Origin of the sequence: Brucella sp. (assembly GCF_032066345.1) — a bacterium.
Taxonomy (GTDB): domain Bacteria; phylum Pseudomonadota; class Alphaproteobacteria; order Rhizobiales; family Rhizobiaceae; genus Brucella; species Brucella pseudogrignonensis.
The window spans coordinates 95,657-112,561 of the sequence record NZ_DAMBKZ010000004.1; the positions used below are offsets into that span (position 1 = coordinate 95,657).

Sequence of the window (16,905 nt, forward strand, 5' to 3'; positions counted from 1 at the left end):
CCGCACAATTTGTGGCCCGATTTCATGACAAGGCAAGAGAACGGGAATTAAGCGTGAAGGCACTCGCCGCAGCTATAGTTGTTGTCGTCATACTGGCTTTTATCAGCCTGTTTATCGGCGTCAGCGATGTATCGCTCAGCACACTGTTTGGCGCAAATAGCACCGATCGCGCAGCAGAAGTTCTGCTGATCAGCCGTATACCGCGTACGCTTGCAATCATTCTTGCTGGCATGTCGATGGCTGTGGCTGGAATGATCATGCAGATGCTGACACGCAATCGTTTTGTTGAGCCATCAACAGCCGGAACCGTTGAATCTGCAAGCCTCGGCATTCTGCTCGTCATTCTGTTCGCCCCCGACACACCGGTTTTCGGCAAGATGCTGGTAGCATCCGTTACGGCCCTTGCCGGTACAGCCCTTTTTCTGCGCATCCTGCGCAGCATTCCATTGCGTTCGGTACTGGTGGTGCCGCTTGTCGGCATCATGCTGGGCGGCGTAATCAGCGCCGTGACGACCTTCATCGCCTATCGTTATGATCTGCTGCAAGCGCTCAATTCATGGACAACCGGCGACTTTTCGGGCGTGCTGCGCGGTCGTTATGAGTTGCTGTATCTTTCATTCGCCCTCACCGTCATCGCATATATTGCGGCTGATCGTTTCACAGTTGCTGGCATGGGCGAAGATTTCACGACCAACCTCGGTCTCAACTATCGCCGCGTCGTGACCCTCGGGCTTGTGATCGTGTCTATGGTCAGCTCTAGCGTGGTCGTGACGGTGGGCATGATCCCTTTTCTGGGCCTCATCGTACCAAATGTGGTCAGCATGTTCATTGGCGATAATATGCGCCGCGCCGTGCCATGGGTGGCCGTGCTTGGCGCTGGACTGGTGCTAGCCTGCGATATCGTCGGGCGCATCATCCGTTTTCCCTATGAAATCCCCATCGGCACGATGATGGGCGTCGTTGGCAGCGCGATCTTCCTCTATCTGCTTTTGCGTCGGGGATCACGCCTTGCTTAAACGTCCCTGCTTCATCATCACGCTTCTTTCGATCCTCGTCATTATTTCCTGCGCAGCCTTCATGACGCTGGGAGCAAAAGGCAGTTGGTCTTTCATCCTTAACTTCCGCGGCACCAAACTTGCGGCCATGGTGCTGGTTGCCTATTCGATTGCTGTCTCGACCGTGCTGTTTCAGACCGTCACCAATAACCGCATTCTCACTCCCTCCATCATGGGGTTTGATGCGCTTTATATTCTGATCCAGACTTTGGCAGTTTTCGCCTTTGGCGCTATCCATGTGAACGGGGTCGGTCCAAATGGCCGCTTCTTCGCCGAGACGGCAATCATGGTGGTCTTTGCCAGCACACTTTATGCTTGGCTGTTTTCAGGTGCTGCGCGCAGCCTGCATCTGGTCATGCTTGTCGGCATTGTGTTCGGTGTTTTCTTCCGAAGCCTGTCGAACCTCATGCAACGCATGATCGACCCGAATGAATTCGCCGTGCTTCAGGACCGTTTCTTTGCAAGCTTCAACAGCGTCAACGCGGATATTCTGTTGCTCGCAGCAATTATCGTGGCAGTGGTCACGCTTTACGGCCTGCGTTTTCTCAATGTCTTTGATGTTTTATCGCTGGGACGCGATCCGGCAATCAATCTGGGCGTAGATCATAGCCGCGTTGTGCATCGCATTCTGCTGATCGTCACGATCCTTGTTTCCGTCTCAACCGCACTCGTTGGCCCTATCACCTTCTTCGGTCTGCTTGTCGCCAATCTGGCTTACATGATTGCTGGTTCATCCAAGCATCGTATCGTGCTGCCTATTGCCGTATTGCTGGCAATCCTATGCATTGTCGGCGGACAAACCATTCTTGAGCGCGTTTTCTCGTTCAATACTGCGCTCAGTGTCATCATAGAGTTTCTGGGCGGGCTCGTCTTTATCATCCTTCTCGTCAGGGGAAACGCACGTTGATCGAAATAAACCAGGTCAGTAAATCCTATAGAGATGCGGTCGTCGTTGATGATGTGACGCTGCAATTGCCCGCACGCGGCATTACCTCGATCATCGGACCGAATGGTGCAGGAAAGTCCACCTTGCTTTCCATGGTCAGCCGCCTGCTTCCCATGTGTAAAGGCCGCATCACGGTCGATGGGCTGGATGTATCGACCACATCGGGTGATGTGCTGGCAAAACGGCTTTCGATCTTAAGGCAGGACAATGCTATTAACTCGCGCCTCACAGTGCGCGATTTGGTGACTTTCGGGCGTTATCCGCATTCCAAGGGCCGCCCAACACGCGAAGATCTCAACCACGTCGATCAGGCAATCGGCTATCTCGAACTTGAAGAGCTAGGCGACCGTTTTCTCGATGAGCTTTCGGGCGGACAGCGCCAGCGCGCTTTCGTGGCGATGGTTCTCTGCCAGAACACAGATTACGTTCTTCTGGATGAACCGCTCAACAATCTCGACATGAAGCACTCTGCTTCGATGATGAAACTGCTACGGCGTGCGGCAAATGAACTGGGCAAGACAGTCGTGCTGGTGCTGCACGACATCAATTTCGCATCCTGCTATTCCGACCATATCGTTGCGATGCGCAAGGGTAAGGTCGTCCATCAGGGATCACCGGAAGAACTCATTCAGCCGGATATTCTGCGCGATATTTACGAGATGGAGATTGCCGTCGAAATGATCGGCGGCAATCGCATTGGCATTTACTATCTTTAGAGCGCCGATCCGATTAAAACGGATCAACGCTCTAAAATTTTCTTTAACGCGCATCTTTTCCGAAAACCGTTGCACACTTTTCGGGATGCGCTTTTAGCTAAGCAATCGGCTCCCTCGGAAAGAGCAGCTGCAAAGCTTCATAAGCCGAGAGCACGGTTTCCATCTGCGCCGTATGGCCTTTGACAAAGGCATCGCCATAGATGGTTTCGTCCGGATATTCGGTAATTAGCGTCAGCGGAACCGTGTGACGATCATCGACACCGACCATACATGGGAAGCCGTTGATGATACGGAAACCCGTTTCGCCTGCATGTTGCTCGAAAAGCTTGATTTGCGCATCGTTGTAATCAAGCAGACCATCGATGGCACCAAGATGCCTGGTCACATGATCCATCAGCTGTTCGGCTTCTTTCTCCCATGATGCATGGTGGCGAATAATCAGGAAGAAGCCTTTTGGCAGCGTCCACATCGCAAAGGATCGCGGAACATATCCAGACAACGGACGTGTCCATTCATGCGACGGATAGCCATGCAGATTGACATGCAGCTTCGCATTAGTGCGCGCCTCCGCCTCTACGCGAATTGCTTTCTCAAAAAGCCCCTCGCCGCTGCGATATTCAAGATCATCGCCAAGAGCCGTATAGCGCGACGCGTGATGCATATGATGTGGCTGCAAAACGCACAGACGCTTATGGATTTCATACCCGTCCGGGTTTTCCTGTGGCGAGATCGTGAAATGCGCGCCATCGCGTGCGCTAAGACGGCTCGCGGCACGTAATGCTCCGACGATGCCAGTCGTTTCATTGGCATGTTGCCCGGCACTGATCATCATCGGCAAATCACTGCCCGAAACATAGGTCGCGCGCACGCTGCGACCTGCACGAGTCTTCGCTTCAAAAGGTGCGCCGCCAAGCTTTGCAATCTCTCTGCGGATCTGATCAGCCGAAAGGGGAGCCTGCGCATTTTCCAGAACTTGCTCGGCAGTCAGTGCATCTGACGTTGCCAGCGGACGTGTTTCCACTTTAACGGTTGGCTCGGCATCACGGAAGCGGACTTCGGGAACGATCTGACCGGGCTGCAAACCACGATCACCGACCGGACGACCAGACTTTTTCTGGAAAACTTCGAGCAATGAGAAATAGATATCCTCGTGCAGAGCTTCCGTCAGGCTCAACGCTTCCTCATCATAGGCAAGGCGTCGATCAGTAATCGGCATGTTGACCGAAATGTTCAGCTCTTCAAAATAGGGCTCGCCCCTGCCCCAGTCATGGGTGGCAATGGTCGAAATAGTATCGTGAAACAACTGTTCATAAGCGGTCTCAAAGCGCGCGTTTTCAACGCTGCCTTCATGTTCGACAATCAGCCAGCCAGTTGGTGAGACAAGCGTTTCGCCGATAAAATCTTCATGCACGCGATTGGGTGCGAAAACACGATGATTTTCAGTGCGACCATCGGCAAATGTGAGGTCGACTTCATAAAAGAAATCATCCTTACCGGACGCACTGAAGCTGATCTTTGCTTCGGGAAGAAGTGCTGTCAGCGGATAGGTTTCCAGCAGAAAACGGTTCTCTACGCAGTTGTCATGGCGCGGATAGCGAATTGTTGCAGCCTTGAGTGCTGTCCCGTCCACTTCTTCAAGAAAGAAATGCAGAAGCGGCTTATAGGCTGAACGCAGCCGCGCATCGATGCCCGCCTCGCGCAGCTTTGTTTCAGCAGCAAAGCGGCTTGGCTGGTCATCGAACAGCCAGACTTCTACGTTAGCGCCACGCATTTCCGGCTTTGAAAAGCGTTCAATCAACACATTGATTGAACGCGTATAGGTCTTTTCAAAAATCACGCTCATCGCGAAGTCCTGCCAGTTGGATCGAGGCTGTCACGCAGCCAGTCACCCAGAAGGTTGAGGCCAAGCACCGTGAAAAGAATGGCAAGGCCGGGGAACAGGCTCACCCACCACGCAGTCTGGAGATAGGTACGGCCATCGGCCAGCATTCCGCCCCAGCTTGGAATGGTTGAATCAATGCCAAAGCCCAGGAAGGTCAGGCTGGATTCAAGCAGGATGTTGTTGGCCACATTCAGCGTCATCAGAACGATGACCGGTCCGAGCAGATTTGGCAGCAGGTGTTGGAAAATGATGCGCCAGTCCTTCACCCCAATAGCGCGCGCAGACAGGATGAACTCGCGCTCGCGCAGCGAAAGCACTGAGCCGCGCACCAGTCGGGCATATTGCACGCATTGCGAAACAATCAGCAGGATGATCGTGTTGACCAGTCCTCCGCCAAGGATAGCCATGAAGGTGATCGCCAGCAAGATGAACGGCATCGCAAGCTGCACATCGACAAAGCGCATCAGCGCCATATCCCAGAAGCCGCGATAATAGCCTGCAACCAAGCCCATAATGGTGCCGATGATCACCGAACCAATGACGGAGATAAAACCCACAAAAAGCGAGATTTTGCCACCGATAACGACGCGCGCAAGTACGTCGCGGCCGAGGGGGTCAGCACCGAAAATATGAGCCGGATTGACGAATGGCGGCATCAGACGCGCCATCAGGTCGATCTTGTTCGCGCCTGCTGGAAACAGATAGCTCGAGAAAATGACTGCCAGACAGATGGTGCCGGTGAGAAGAAAACCAACAATAAACTCCAGGCTGGCAAAGCGGGAAAGCTGGAGCGTTGAGGTTTTGGTCGCCACTTTAGTCGCCATAGGCTCTACTCCGTACGAATTCGCGGATCGACAAGGCCGTAAGCGATGTCCACCAGAAGATTGACGCCGATAATCAGCATCGAAAGGATTGCGATTGTTGCCTGCAGGACCGGGTAGTCGCGTCCGGCAACCGCATCAAATGCAAGCGTGCCCATACCCGGCCAGTTGAAGACGCGTTCAACCACAACGATACCGCCCAGGAGGCCACCGAACTGCAAGCCGATATAGGTAATCAGCGGAATAGCGCAGTTACGCAGCGCGTGCTTATAGAGCACCTTGTTTTCGCTCAGACCCTTGGCACGAGCCACCATGATATATTGCGACTGCAGTGTTTCGAGCATCGACGTGCGCACAAGACGAACGTTGGTTGCAGTCAGAATAATGCCCATGGTCAGCGCAGGCATAACGAAGCTTGCAATACCGCTCATACCACTTGGCGGTAGCCATTGCAGATAAATGCCGAACAGCAGGACGAGCATCGTCGCGAGCCAGAAGTTCGGGAAAGACAGACCGACGAGCGAGCAGATGCGAATGAGCTGATCAGCCCATTTACCACGCGAAACTGCCGCCTTGATGCCAAGTGGCACCGAAATTACGATGGAAACGAACAGCGAGGCAAAAGCCAGCATAAGTGTGGCTGGCAGCGCGCTTCCGACCAGAACGGAAACCTGCGTACCGCCGAGGAAGCTGCGTCCAAGATCAAGTGTAAACAGACCTTTGAGGAACTGCCAATATTGAACCAGGAATGGCTGGTTCAAACCCAACCCCTCGCGGATGCGCTCGAGATCGGCTTCCGTGATACTGCCAGCACCTTGCGTCAACATTAGCGCCGGATCGCCCGTCAGGCGGATCGCATATGCGACAAGCAACGTCATCGCGATCAACACGAACAACGCTTGCAAAATTCGTTTTATAAGAAATCCAGCCACCAGAGCGCCTCCGAAATGCAGCGGCAAGCCGATGAACGGCTTGCCGTATCAGTTGGTTTAATCGACGGTTACGTCGGTGAGACGCAGACGGCTATCTGGAACAGGCACGAAGTTCTTCACGCGCTTATTGACGCCGAAGATTGCCTTCAGGTTGTAGAGAGGCATTTCGAGCGCGCGGTCGGCAGCATAATGCGCGATTTCCTGAAGCATCTTTTCACGTTCGCCACGGTCGAGAACCGAACGCTGTGCTTCAAGCATCTTGTCGAGCTTTTCATCCTTGTCATACGGGTTCCACTTTTCACCCGAATGGTACATCGAGTAAGCGGTGTTATCGTAATCGAAGGTCCAACCACCCCATGCCTGCTGGAACATGGCACCCGTTTTGCCTTGTGGGATGATGTCATTGAGCAGAACATTCGTGTCATAAGGCTTAATGGTTGCATTCACGCCGACCATCTGCAGGAAGCTTGCGACTGCTTGTGCAACTTCGTTGAAGCTCGCATCTTGACCGCGCACGTCAATCTGCACCGTTGCACCGGGCTGAACGCCTGCTTCTTCTAGCAATTTTTTAGCCTGCTCAGGATCATAAGGCAGCGGCTTCATGTTTGGATCGAAACCGAACGACAGTGAACCCTGGAAGCTTGCGATCGCTTCAGCCTGTCCGGCAAGGATCGACTGGATGATCGCATCGCGATCGACAGCCATAATCAACGCCTTGCGAACACGTTCGTCTTTGGTGATGCCGTCACGCGTGTTGAAACGAAGGGCATAGACCGACGGCCCCGAGGCTGTAACAAGTTCAAGCTTTGGATCGCCTTCAATCGTCGGGATCATGCCGATTGGGATAGTTGGTGGAATGACCAGATCAACGCGACCAGCTTGAAGTTCGGCTACAGCTGTCGAAGGCTCAGTAATGAAGCGATATTCAAGTTCCGAAAGCTTCGGAGCACCGCCCCAATGGTCAGCAAAAGCTTCAAGCTTGATGTTGACCTTTGGCTCATAAGATACGAATTTGAATGGGCCAGTGCCAACTGGATGTGTGTTGAAATAATCATCACCCTTCTCGGTGATGTATTTCGGTGGAACGATCATCGCGCCGTAACCGGCAAGCTTGGTGATCAACACCGGATCTGGCGTCTTGAGGTGAAAATCGACGGTCTTTTCGTCGATGACTTCGACCTTTTCGATTGCGATATAGTTGGAACGCTGCGGACCTTTCGCACCTTCCTCACCAAGCAGACGATCAAAAGTGAACTTCACCGCTTCTGCGTTGAATGGCTCGCCATCGTGGAACTTCACACCTTCACGCAGATTGAAGCGGATGCGTTTGCCTTCGTCGAGTTCTTCCCACGACGTTGCCAGACCTGGTACGATTTTCAGATCAGGGCCGCGATAGACGAGACCATCAAAAATATTTGTTGCGACCGACGCCCAGTTGACGAGGAACGTATCAATCGGATCCCAGCTGCCCGGGTCCTGCGGCGACGAAACAGTGAGCTTGCCTGCGGCGAAAGCCGGTGCCGATGCAATCACAGCTGCCGACAGGGCAGAAGCCAGAAGAGCGGCTTTCAGTGCTTTCTTTATCATTATTTTCCCCTTTGGGTTTAGTTGAAGCATTTCCAGCAAAAGTGTGAAGCGGTTTTGCGTTGGATAATGCGATGAAAAAAGCGGCAATATCTCAGGCGCTTTCGGCGACGAAATGGCCCGATGAAACCTCGCGGTGATTGTAGATCGTCGGCTTGTCGTCGATCCGACGCGTCGTGCTTGGAATTTCTCCTTCAAGCGCTGCGCGTTCAGTCCGTGCCGAAGGATCGGCAACCGGCACAGCTGAAAGCAGGCGCTGCGTATAAGGATGCGTCGGCGTTTCAAAAACCTGACGACGAGAGCCAAGCTCCATAATCTGTCCAAGATAGAGCACAGCGACGCGATGGCTCATCTTTTCAACCACGGCCATGTCATGGCTGATGAAGAGATAAGCCAGCCCATGTTCTTTCTGCAGATCCATAAACAGGTTGATAACCTGCGCCTGAATGGAAACATCGAGCGCCGAAAGCGCTTCATCAGCGATGATAAGCTTCGGCTTTGAAGCAAGCGCACGCGCAATACAGATACGCTGACGCTGACCGCCGGAAAACTCATGCGGGTAACGCGAAGCATATTCCGGACCAAGGCCAACGCGTTCCAGTAGTTCCGCCACGCGCGCATTGATCTCCTTGTTGTTATCAAGAAGACCGTGGGTGTGGATCGGCTCCGCAATCGAGAAACCAACAGTTTTGCGCGGATCGAGCGAGGCAAACGGATCCTGAAAGATATATTGCACCTCACGGCGCATCTTATAGCGCTCCGAAGAACTCATCTGCGAATAGGCTTTGCCATTAAAGCGGATATCACCGGAAAGCGGCGACTGGAGTTGCTGGATGGTGCGGCCGATGGTCGACTTGCCTGAACCGGATTCACCAACAAGCGCCAGCGTCTCACCCGGATAGATGTCGAAAGCAACCTTCGAGACCGCGTTGCAAACATGGGTGACTTTGCCCAACATGTTCTTCTTGATCGGAAAGCGCACGTAAAGATCATCGACAGCAAGAAGCGGCTTATCACTATAACGTGCCGTGTCCTGAATACGCTCTTCACCCGACAGAACAGGTACGCCATCGCGCATCACCATGACCGGCATACGCTTCGGGAACGCTTCGCCCGTCATGCTGCCGAGTTTCGGAACTGCCGACAAAAGTGTCTGTGTATATGGATGCTGTGGTGCGTCAAAGATGCGGCCAACAGGACCTTCTTCGACCTTTTTGCCCTTCCACATGACGACAACATCGTCTGCCATTTCGGCCACCACACCCATATCGTGGGTGATGAAAATGACAGCCATTTCAAGCTCTTTCTGCAAATCCTTAATGATATGCAGAATCTGCGCCTGAATGGTGACATCGAGTGCAGTGGTCGGTTCATCAGCGATAAGCAGCTTCGGACGGCAAGCGAGCGCCATCGCGATCATCACACGCTGACGCATACCGCCGGAAAGCTGGTGTGGATAGCGCTTGAGAAGCCCTTCAGCATCTGGCAGGCGTACCATTTCCAGCAGCCGCTTGCCTTCAGCCAGAGCCGCACTCTTCGACATGCCTTCATGCAACATCAACACTTCAGATATCTGATTGCCGATGGTGAAGACCGGGTTGAGCGATGTCATCGGCTCCTGAAAGATCATCGCAATGTCTTTGCCGCGAATGCCGCGCATTGCTTTCTGATCCGCTTTCAGCAGATCGCGCTCGCCTTCGGGACCATTGAACAGGATGCGCCCGTTGGGGAATTTCGCGCCGCTCATATCGGCAAGGCGCATGATCGAAAGCGACGTGATCGACTTGCCCGACCCCGATTCACCGACGACGGCCAGCGTTCGGCCAGGTGCAACCGAAAAACTTAAATCATCGACGACCCGACTGGCGCCGAATTCAACACTGAGGCCCTCGACCGTCAGCAGAGGTTTTGAAACAGATAAGTTCAACTCGGTTCCGTTCAAACTTGTAACTCTCTTATAACGTGATGGCAGACCGGGTGGCCTGATTGAATGCACCCGACATGAAGCGCAATAAGGCCGCTACTTCAGATAGGGTTTCTTCAGACGGCCGTGCGTTCGCAGTGGAATCAACCAGAAGGCGTTCGCGAATCTGCGCATAGCGAGCACAGGCTTCAGCGCCCTTCTCCGTTATTTTGACCGTCTTTTCCTTGGATGCCTTACCAGTGGTAAGCAGCCCTGCTTTCTCAAGCTTGCGGATCGCATAGGTTGCGATGTGTGTGTCTTCGATATCGAGCACGAGACAGATATCGGCCAGCTTCTTCTCACGTCCGCGATGGCGGATCGAATGCAGGATCAAAACTTCAATTGGAGAAAGCCCCGGCAGACCGGCAGCTGCCATGCAGCGAACCATCCAGCGCGAGAATGCGTGCGAAGCCAGAATGAGGCCGTATTCGACCTCTGACATGCCAGGCGAACCGCCTTCCGCAAGGTGTGCAGACGAAACAATGGGCCCTAGAGAAGCAACAGAGCGCAGATGCTTTGGAAGAGAAACTTCATCGAAGCTCTGTTCTCGCATCTCTATGGGCGTTTCCGCCATTAACTCCGAGTCTCTTTTATTCCCCATTATTGCTGCTCCCTTATTTTTGTGAATTTTATGTCACCATCTTATCGACATTTTGTCAATAAAGTGGAAGTATGAAATTCTGGAAAGATTTCAAAATACACTGTCTTCATGCATGAGGGAGCCAATAATGAGCGGAACGGGAAGCGGCGTGTGGGACTTTTGGATTGATCGTGGCGGCACATTTACCGACGTCATTGGACGCGATCCGGAAGGCATTCTGCATGCACGCAAAGTTCTCTCCGAAAACCCTTCAGCCTATCGCGATGCAGCCGTTCACGGCATCCGTTTGCATCTCGGCCTCAAGACTGGTGAGCCGGTTCCGGCTGGGTTGATCGGCGAAGTGCGCATGGGTACGACCGTTGCTACCAATGCGCTTCTCGAGCGCAAGGGCGAGCGGCTGGCACTTGTCACCACCAAGGGCTTCCGCGACGCTCTGCGCATCGGATATCAGGAACGCAAAAACATCTTTGCAACGGAGATCATTAAACCGGAAGCGCTTTATGACAGCGTAACCGAACTCAATGAGCGTATCCACGCCGATGGAACTGTCGAGCAGGCACTTGATAGCGCTGAAGCAGAAGCAGCACTCCTTTCGTTGAAAGATCAGGGCTATAAGTCTATCGCGATTGCCCTCATGCATGCCTATAAGTTCCCGGCGCATGAAGCTGAAATTGCACGCATTGCCCGTGAGATTGGCTTCGAGCAGGTTTCCGTCAGCCATGAAGTCTCACCGCTGATTAAGCTGGTGGGCCGTGGCGACACAACAGTCGTCGATGCCTACCTGTCACCGGTCCTTCGTCGCTATGTTGCACAGGTTTCCAACGAACTCGACGTTGAGCGCACCGGCGCACGCGTCATGTTTATGATGTCTTCTGGTGGTCTTACGGCAGCTGACTTGTTCCAGGGTAAGGACGCAATTCTTTCCGGCCCAGCCGGTGGTGTTGTTGGCCTTGCGCGCACTGGCGAGACGGCGGGATTTGGACAAGTCATCGGTTTCGATATGGGCGGCACATCGACGGATGTTGCCCATTTTGATGGTGAATACGAGCGCGCCTTTGAAACGGAAGTTGCAGGCGTTCGTGTTCGCGCGCCGATGATGCTGATCCATACTGTTGCTGCTGGTGGCGGCTCGATCCTGCATTATGATGCCGGGCGCTTCCGTGTGGGCCCGGATTCAGCAGGCGCCAATCCCGGCCCAGCTTGTTACCGAAATGGTGGTCCTCTTGCTGTTACTGACGCTAATGTCATGCTCGGCAAACTCATCCCAGATTACTTTCCAGCTATCTTTGGCCCTGAACAAAACCAGCCGCTTGATGTGGAACGCGTTCGCACACTTTTCACAGCTCTTGCTGATGAAATTGGCGACGGCCGCTCACCGGAATCGGTTGCTGATGGTTTCATTCGCATTGCTGTTGCGAATATGGTCGAAGCGATCAAGAAGATCTCCGTACAGCGTGGCTATGACGTCACTCGTTATGCGCTAAGCTGCTTTGGCGGTGCTGGTGGCCAGCACGCCTGCCTCGTCGCAGATGCACTTGGAATGAAGAACATTCTTCTTCATCCAATGTCCGGGCTGCTCTCCGCTTATGGCATGGGCCTGGCCGATATTCGCGCCACCCGACAGAAAGCGCTCGGCGTGTCACTCGATGCATCCGCTCCGGCAGCACTGAAAGCGCTTGGTGAAGAACTTGCGCTGGAATGTGTTGCAGAACTTGCGACGCAGGGCATCGAACAAGCCGCAATTCAGCGTCATCTTCGCGCGCATATCCGCTACGCAGGCACCGACACGGTACTTTCAATCGAAGCAACCTTCCCTACCGAGGACGATGCCGATCGTCTGCGCACTGAATTCGAAACCGCGCACAAGCGTCGCTTCGGTTTCATCGCAGAAAACAAGGCGCTGGTAATCGATGCCGTTGAAGTCGAAGCAGTCGGCGGCGGTGCGGGTGAAACCGAGACCAGCCTGCCGCTTGAAAGCGACCTTGAGGCCGAAACAGCCAAGCGCGCACGTTTCTTCTCGCAAGGTGATTTCCACGATGCTGGTGTCGTTATTCGCGAGCAGATTCAGCGTGGCCAGACCGTGACTGGTCCTGCAATCATCATCGAAAAGAACCAGACGATTGTTATCGAAGATGGCTGGCAGGCACGCCTGACCAAGCACGATCATATCGTTCTTACCCGCATCAAGGCTTTGCCGTTACGCACAGCGATCGGCACTGAAGCCGATCCGGTCATGCTTGAGATTTTTAACAATCTCTTTATGTCGATTGCAGAGCAGATGGGTGTGACGCTCCAGAACACCGCCTACTCGGTCAATATCAAGGAACGTCTCGATTTCTCTTGTGCCGTATTCGACGCCGAGGGTAATCTGGTTGCCAATGCGCCGCATATGCCTGTGCATCTGGGATCGATGGATGCTTCTGTTGCAACGGCAATCCGTGAGAACAAGGATATCAAGCCGGGCGACGTATTCCTGATCAACGCGCCTTACAATGGTGGCACTCACTTGCCCGACCTGACAGTTTGCACCCCGGTTTTCGATGACGATAATCGCGAGATCCGCTTCTGGGTTGCCAGCCGCGGCCACCACGCCGATATCGGCGGTATTGCCCCTGGTTCGATGTCGCCGCTGGCCGTTAATATCGAGCAGGAAGGCGTTTATATCGACAACTTCAAGCTCGTTGATCGCGGCACCTTCCGTGAAGATGCCCTTTCAGCTCTCCTGACCGGAGCAACCTATCCGGTGCGTAATCTCACGCAGAACGTCAATGATCTTAAAGCTCAGATCGCCGCCAATGAAAAAGGTGTCGCTGAGCTGAAAAAGATCATCGGTCTCTTCGGTGAAGACGTAGTGAAAGCCTATATGGGACACGTTCAGGACAATGCAGCTGAAAGCGTGCGCCGCGTGCTCGACAAGTTGCCTGATGGGCATTTCACCTACGATATGGATCAGGGCTGCCAGATAGAAGTTCGCGTCACTATCGACCGTGATAAGCGCGAGGCGACAGTCGACTTCACCGGCACATCGGAACAGCGTCCAGACAACTTCAACGCGCCAGAACCAGTAACACGCGCTGCCGTGCTTTACGTGTTCCGTGTGCTCGTTGAAGGCGACATTCCTATGAACGCGGGCTGCTTGCGTCCGATCAAGATCATTGTTCCACAGGGATCGATGCTTTCGCCACGCTTCCCGGCAGCTGTTGTTGCAGGCAATGTGGAGGTTAGTCAGGCCGTCACCAACTGTCTGTTTGGCGCGACCAAAGCCATGGCAGCAGCACAAGGCACCATGAACAACCTGACATTCGGCAATGATGAATATCAGTATTACGAAACCATCTGCTCCGGCGCACCAGCCGGACCGGGCTTCAATGGTGCCGATGCGGTCCATACGCATATGACCAATTCCCGCCTCACCGATCCGGAAATTCTGGAAACACGTTTCCCCGTGCTTCTTGAAGATTTCCATGTACGTGAAGGATCAGGCGGCAAAGGCAAATGGCACGCAGGCGACGGCACGAAGCGCACGATCCGTGCGTTGAAGACGCTCGACTTCGCGATCCTTTCAGGCCATCGCCGTGTGGCTCCTTTCGGGCTGGAAGGTGGTGAAGCCGGTGAGACCGGACGCAACGAAGTTCGCCGCAAGGATGGTACGATTGAAGTGCTGGGTAACTGCGATCAGACCGTACTTGAAGCAGGAGAAGCCTTCACCGTCATAACGCCAACAGGCGGCGGATTCGGCAAAGCTTAATAGCAAAACATACGAGTTAAAAACGCCGCCGCGAGGCGGCGTTTTTATTGATGTTTAGAACCAGAAATTGCCAAACCGCTGTATACGGATTCAGATTGCTATAATTGATAATAAAATAGAAATAATTTCCCCAAGTCGGGCAAAGACTGCGATTTTAGACGCTACGTTAGAATTAAATTCCTGTATTTTACGTCTCATCGAATATTTTTACAGGTGACCTTACAAATGAAGTTCGCAAAAATCCTCGCAACGGTCGGTGTTCTCAACGTAGCTCTCTTCTCGACCGCAATGGCGGGCGAAAACCTCGATGCCATCAAGTCAGCAGGCGTGTTGAAGATTGGCACGGAAGGCACCTATGCACCGTTCACCTTCCACGATAAGGACAACAAGCTTGTCGGTTTTGACGTGGAAATCGGCGAAGCGGTTGCCCAGAAGCTTGGCGTGAAGCCAGAATTCGTTGAAGGCAAGTGGGACGGCCTGATCGCCGGTCTCGACGTCAAGCGTTATGACGCCGTTATCAATCAGGTCGGCATCACCGAAGAACGCCAGAAAAAGTTCAACTTCTCGAACCCTTACATCGTTTCCAAGGTCGTTCTTATCGTCAATGACAAGAATGATACGATCAAGGATTTCGCTGACCTGAAGGACAAGAAGTCCGCACAGTCGCTGACCAGCAATTACGGTCGTATTGCCAAGGAAGCCGGTGCTGAATTGGTCGCCACCGATGGCTTTGATCAGTCGATCCAGCTGGTTTTGACGGGTCGTGCTGACGCCACGCTCAACGACAGCCTTTCCTTCCTCGATTTCAAGAAGCATCAGCCAAATGCACCTGTAAAGGTCGTTGCTGAAAAGGAAAATGCAGACGCTTCGGGGATCATCGTGCGCAAGGGCGATGACGATCTCGTCGCCGCAATCAACAAGGCGCTCGACGAAATCAAGGCCGATGGCACTTACGACAAGATTTCTCAGAAGTACTTCGGTCAGGACGTCTCCAAGTAAGTTTCGGATAAGTGCAATTTAGGAAGCCGGAACATGTTTCCGGCTTCCTTTCGTTGTGGCTATATAGAAATGTAGCAAACGTCTATTTCAGGAATCTTCCATCTAAGGACCGAACAAGTGCCCGATTGGTTTCAACTCATGGCGGATTCCCTGCCCACCCTACTTTGGGCTGGACTGCTGTTCACCATTCCTCTGACAATTCTATCCTTCATCTTCGGACTTTCGCTTGGATTGCTGACCGCACTTGTGCGTTTGTTTGCACCAGTCTGGGTTTCGGCCATTGCTCGCTTTTATGTCTGGATTTTCCGCGGCACGCCTCTACTGGTACAGCTGTTCGTGATTTTCTACGGCCTGCCAAGTGCAGGCATTTATCTTGACGCCTTCACTGCTGCAGTCATTGGCTTCTCGTTGAATGTGGGCGCTTATAGCTCCGAAGTCATCCGCGCGGTCATCTCCTCCGTGCCAAAAGGCCAGTGGGAGGCAGCCTATTCCATCGGGATGAGCTGGCGTCAGGCGCTCACACGCACGATCTTGCCACAAGCCACCCGCACAGCCGTCCCACCGCTTTCCAACACCTTCATTTCGTTGGTGAAAGATACTTCACTTGCGGCCGCCATCACCGTTCCCGAGCTATTCCAATCGGCGCAGCGCATTGTTGCGACGACATATGAACCGCTCATTCTCTACATTGAAGCAGCACTGATTTATCTGGTGCTCAGCACGATCCTGTCCAATCTTCAGGCCAGGCTTGAAAAGCGCTTCGGTCGCTATGGCGGAACTCTGGAGACAAACGCATGATCGAGCTACAGCACATCGTCAAAAGCTTCGACAATGTTGTTATCCTCAATGATATCAATGTGAAGATCGCCGAAGGCACCGTCACAGCACTTGTCGGCCCATCGGGCGGCGGCAAAAGCACGCTGCTGCGCTGCATCAATCTGCTTGAGATTCCAACCTCGGGAACGCTGGTTTTGGGCGGCCAGAGCATTACGCTCGACCCTGATCGCAAGCCAAGCTGGCAATCAGTTCAGTCGATCCGCCGCCAAACAGGCATGGTGTTTCAGAACTTCCAGCTTTTCCCGCATCAGACAGCCATTCAGAACGTGATGGAAGGTCTGGTTACGGTTCTGAAATGGCCTAAGGCAAAGGCCCAGGAACGTGCGATGGAACTTCTGACAAAGGTCGGCATGGCTCATAAAGCCGATGCGTGGCCCTCGACACTATCGGGCGGACAACAGCAGCGTATTGCTATTGCCCGCGCGCTCGCACCGTCGCCGCGTGTCCTTCTCTGTGATGAGCCGACCTCGGCACTTGATCCAGAACTTGCGTCCGAAGTGGTCGATGTTTTGAGCAAGCTTGCGAAGGAAGGCACGACCATGGTCATCGCGACCCATGATCTACGCTTAGCCTCTAAGATTGCGCAGAATGTCGTATTCCTGGAATCAGGCAACATCGTCGAGACAGGAAGCGCTCACGACGTTTTCGCAAATCCCACACGCGATCGCACAAGACAGTTTGTTGCCACGATCAACGCAGCGCATACCTACGACATATAGAAACATCTGGTTGTTTCTGTTTGCAATGAAGGGCTTTTGCATATCGCAAGAGCCCTTATTTTTATCTGCCTTACTAATATCACTCGTGTTTTATCAATTTTC

At 53.3% G+C, this 16,905-nt stretch carries 13 protein-coding genes; 7 read left to right on the plus strand and 6 right to left on the minus strand.

Annotated elements, in window-relative coordinates; genetic code table 11:
* Positions 1–53 precede the first annotated feature (53 nt).
* Genes RT142_RS06930 through RT142_RS06940 form a run of 3 tightly spaced genes read left to right on the plus strand, consistent with a single transcriptional unit; the run spans position 54 to position 2,717 of the window.
* Positions 54–1,016, plus strand: coding sequence for an ABC transporter permease (locus RT142_RS06930; protein ID WP_112806724.1), 963 nt, complete (start codon positions 54–56; stop codon positions 1,014–1,016).
* On the plus strand, positions 1,009–1,962 hold the full coding sequence (locus RT142_RS06935; RefSeq protein ID WP_313028081.1) for an iron chelate uptake ABC transporter family permease subunit: 954 nt from the start codon (positions 1,009–1,011) through the stop codon (positions 1,960–1,962). Before RT142_RS06930 ends, RT142_RS06935 begins: the two co-directional genes overlap by 8 nt.
* Positions 1,959–2,717, plus strand: coding sequence for an ABC transporter ATP-binding protein (locus RT142_RS06940; protein WP_112806728.1), 759 nt, complete (start codon positions 1,959–1,961; stop codon positions 2,715–2,717). The genes RT142_RS06935 and RT142_RS06940 overlap by 4 nt, the downstream gene beginning before the upstream one ends.
* Positions 2,718–2,814: 97 nt before the next feature.
* Here the strand turns inward: RT142_RS06940 and RT142_RS06945 are convergent, their stop codons facing one another.
* The 6 genes from RT142_RS06945 to RT142_RS06970 form a co-directional block, all read right to left on the minus strand.
* Entirely contained in the window at positions 2,815–4,560 is a 1,746-nt protein-coding gene (locus RT142_RS06945; RefSeq protein ID WP_313028083.1) for a peptidase M14, read from the minus strand.
* Positions 4,557–5,411, minus strand: a complete 855-nt coding sequence (locus tag RT142_RS06950; RefSeq protein ID WP_039860841.1) for an ABC transporter permease — start codon at positions 5,409–5,411, stop codon at positions 4,557–4,559. Before RT142_RS06950 ends, RT142_RS06945 begins: the two co-directional genes overlap by 4 nt.
* Positions 5,412–5,428: 17 nt before the next feature.
* On the minus strand, positions 5,429–6,352 hold the full coding sequence (locus RT142_RS06955) for an ABC transporter permease (protein ID WP_007879420.1): 924 nt from the start codon (positions 6,350–6,352) through the stop codon (positions 5,429–5,431).
* A 57-nt stretch (positions 6,353–6,409) separates the two neighbouring features.
* Entirely contained in the window at positions 6,410–7,939 is a 1,530-nt protein-coding gene (locus tag RT142_RS06960) for an ABC transporter substrate-binding protein (RefSeq protein WP_112806732.1), read from the minus strand.
* A 91-nt stretch (positions 7,940–8,030) separates the two neighbouring features.
* Positions 8,031–9,878, minus strand: coding sequence for an ABC transporter ATP-binding protein (locus RT142_RS06965; protein WP_313028085.1), 1,848 nt, complete (start codon positions 9,876–9,878; stop codon positions 8,031–8,033).
* A gap of 13 nt (positions 9,879–9,891) precedes the next feature.
* Positions 9,892–10,500, minus strand: a complete 609-nt coding sequence (locus tag RT142_RS06970) for a winged helix DNA-binding protein (RefSeq protein ID WP_039860837.1) — start codon at positions 10,498–10,500, stop codon at positions 9,892–9,894.
* Between the two features lie 112 nt (positions 10,501–10,612).
* On the opposite strand from RT142_RS06970, the gene RT142_RS06975 reads away from it, so the two are divergent.
* The 4 genes from RT142_RS06975 (at position 10,613) to RT142_RS06990 (ending at position 16,803) form a co-directional block, all read left to right on the plus strand.
* On the plus strand, positions 10,613–14,248 hold the full coding sequence (locus RT142_RS06975) for a hydantoinase B/oxoprolinase family protein (protein WP_313028086.1): 3,636 nt from the start codon (positions 10,613–10,615) through the stop codon (positions 14,246–14,248).
* Positions 14,249–14,473: 225 nt separating this feature from the next.
* Positions 14,474–15,247 carry an amino acid ABC transporter substrate-binding protein gene (locus RT142_RS06980; protein WP_007879427.1) on the plus strand — a complete coding sequence of 258 codons (774 nt, stop codon included), beginning with the start codon at positions 14,474–14,476 and terminating at the stop codon, positions 15,245–15,247.
* Between the two features lie 117 nt (positions 15,248–15,364).
* Positions 15,365–16,045, plus strand: coding sequence for an amino acid ABC transporter permease (locus RT142_RS06985; RefSeq protein ID WP_007879428.1), 681 nt, complete (start codon positions 15,365–15,367; stop codon positions 16,043–16,045).
* Positions 16,042–16,803, plus strand: coding sequence for an amino acid ABC transporter ATP-binding protein (locus RT142_RS06990; protein ID WP_007879429.1), 762 nt, complete (start codon positions 16,042–16,044; stop codon positions 16,801–16,803). Before RT142_RS06985 ends, RT142_RS06990 begins: the two co-directional genes overlap by 4 nt.
* The last annotated feature ends 102 nt before the right edge of the window (positions 16,804–16,905 follow it).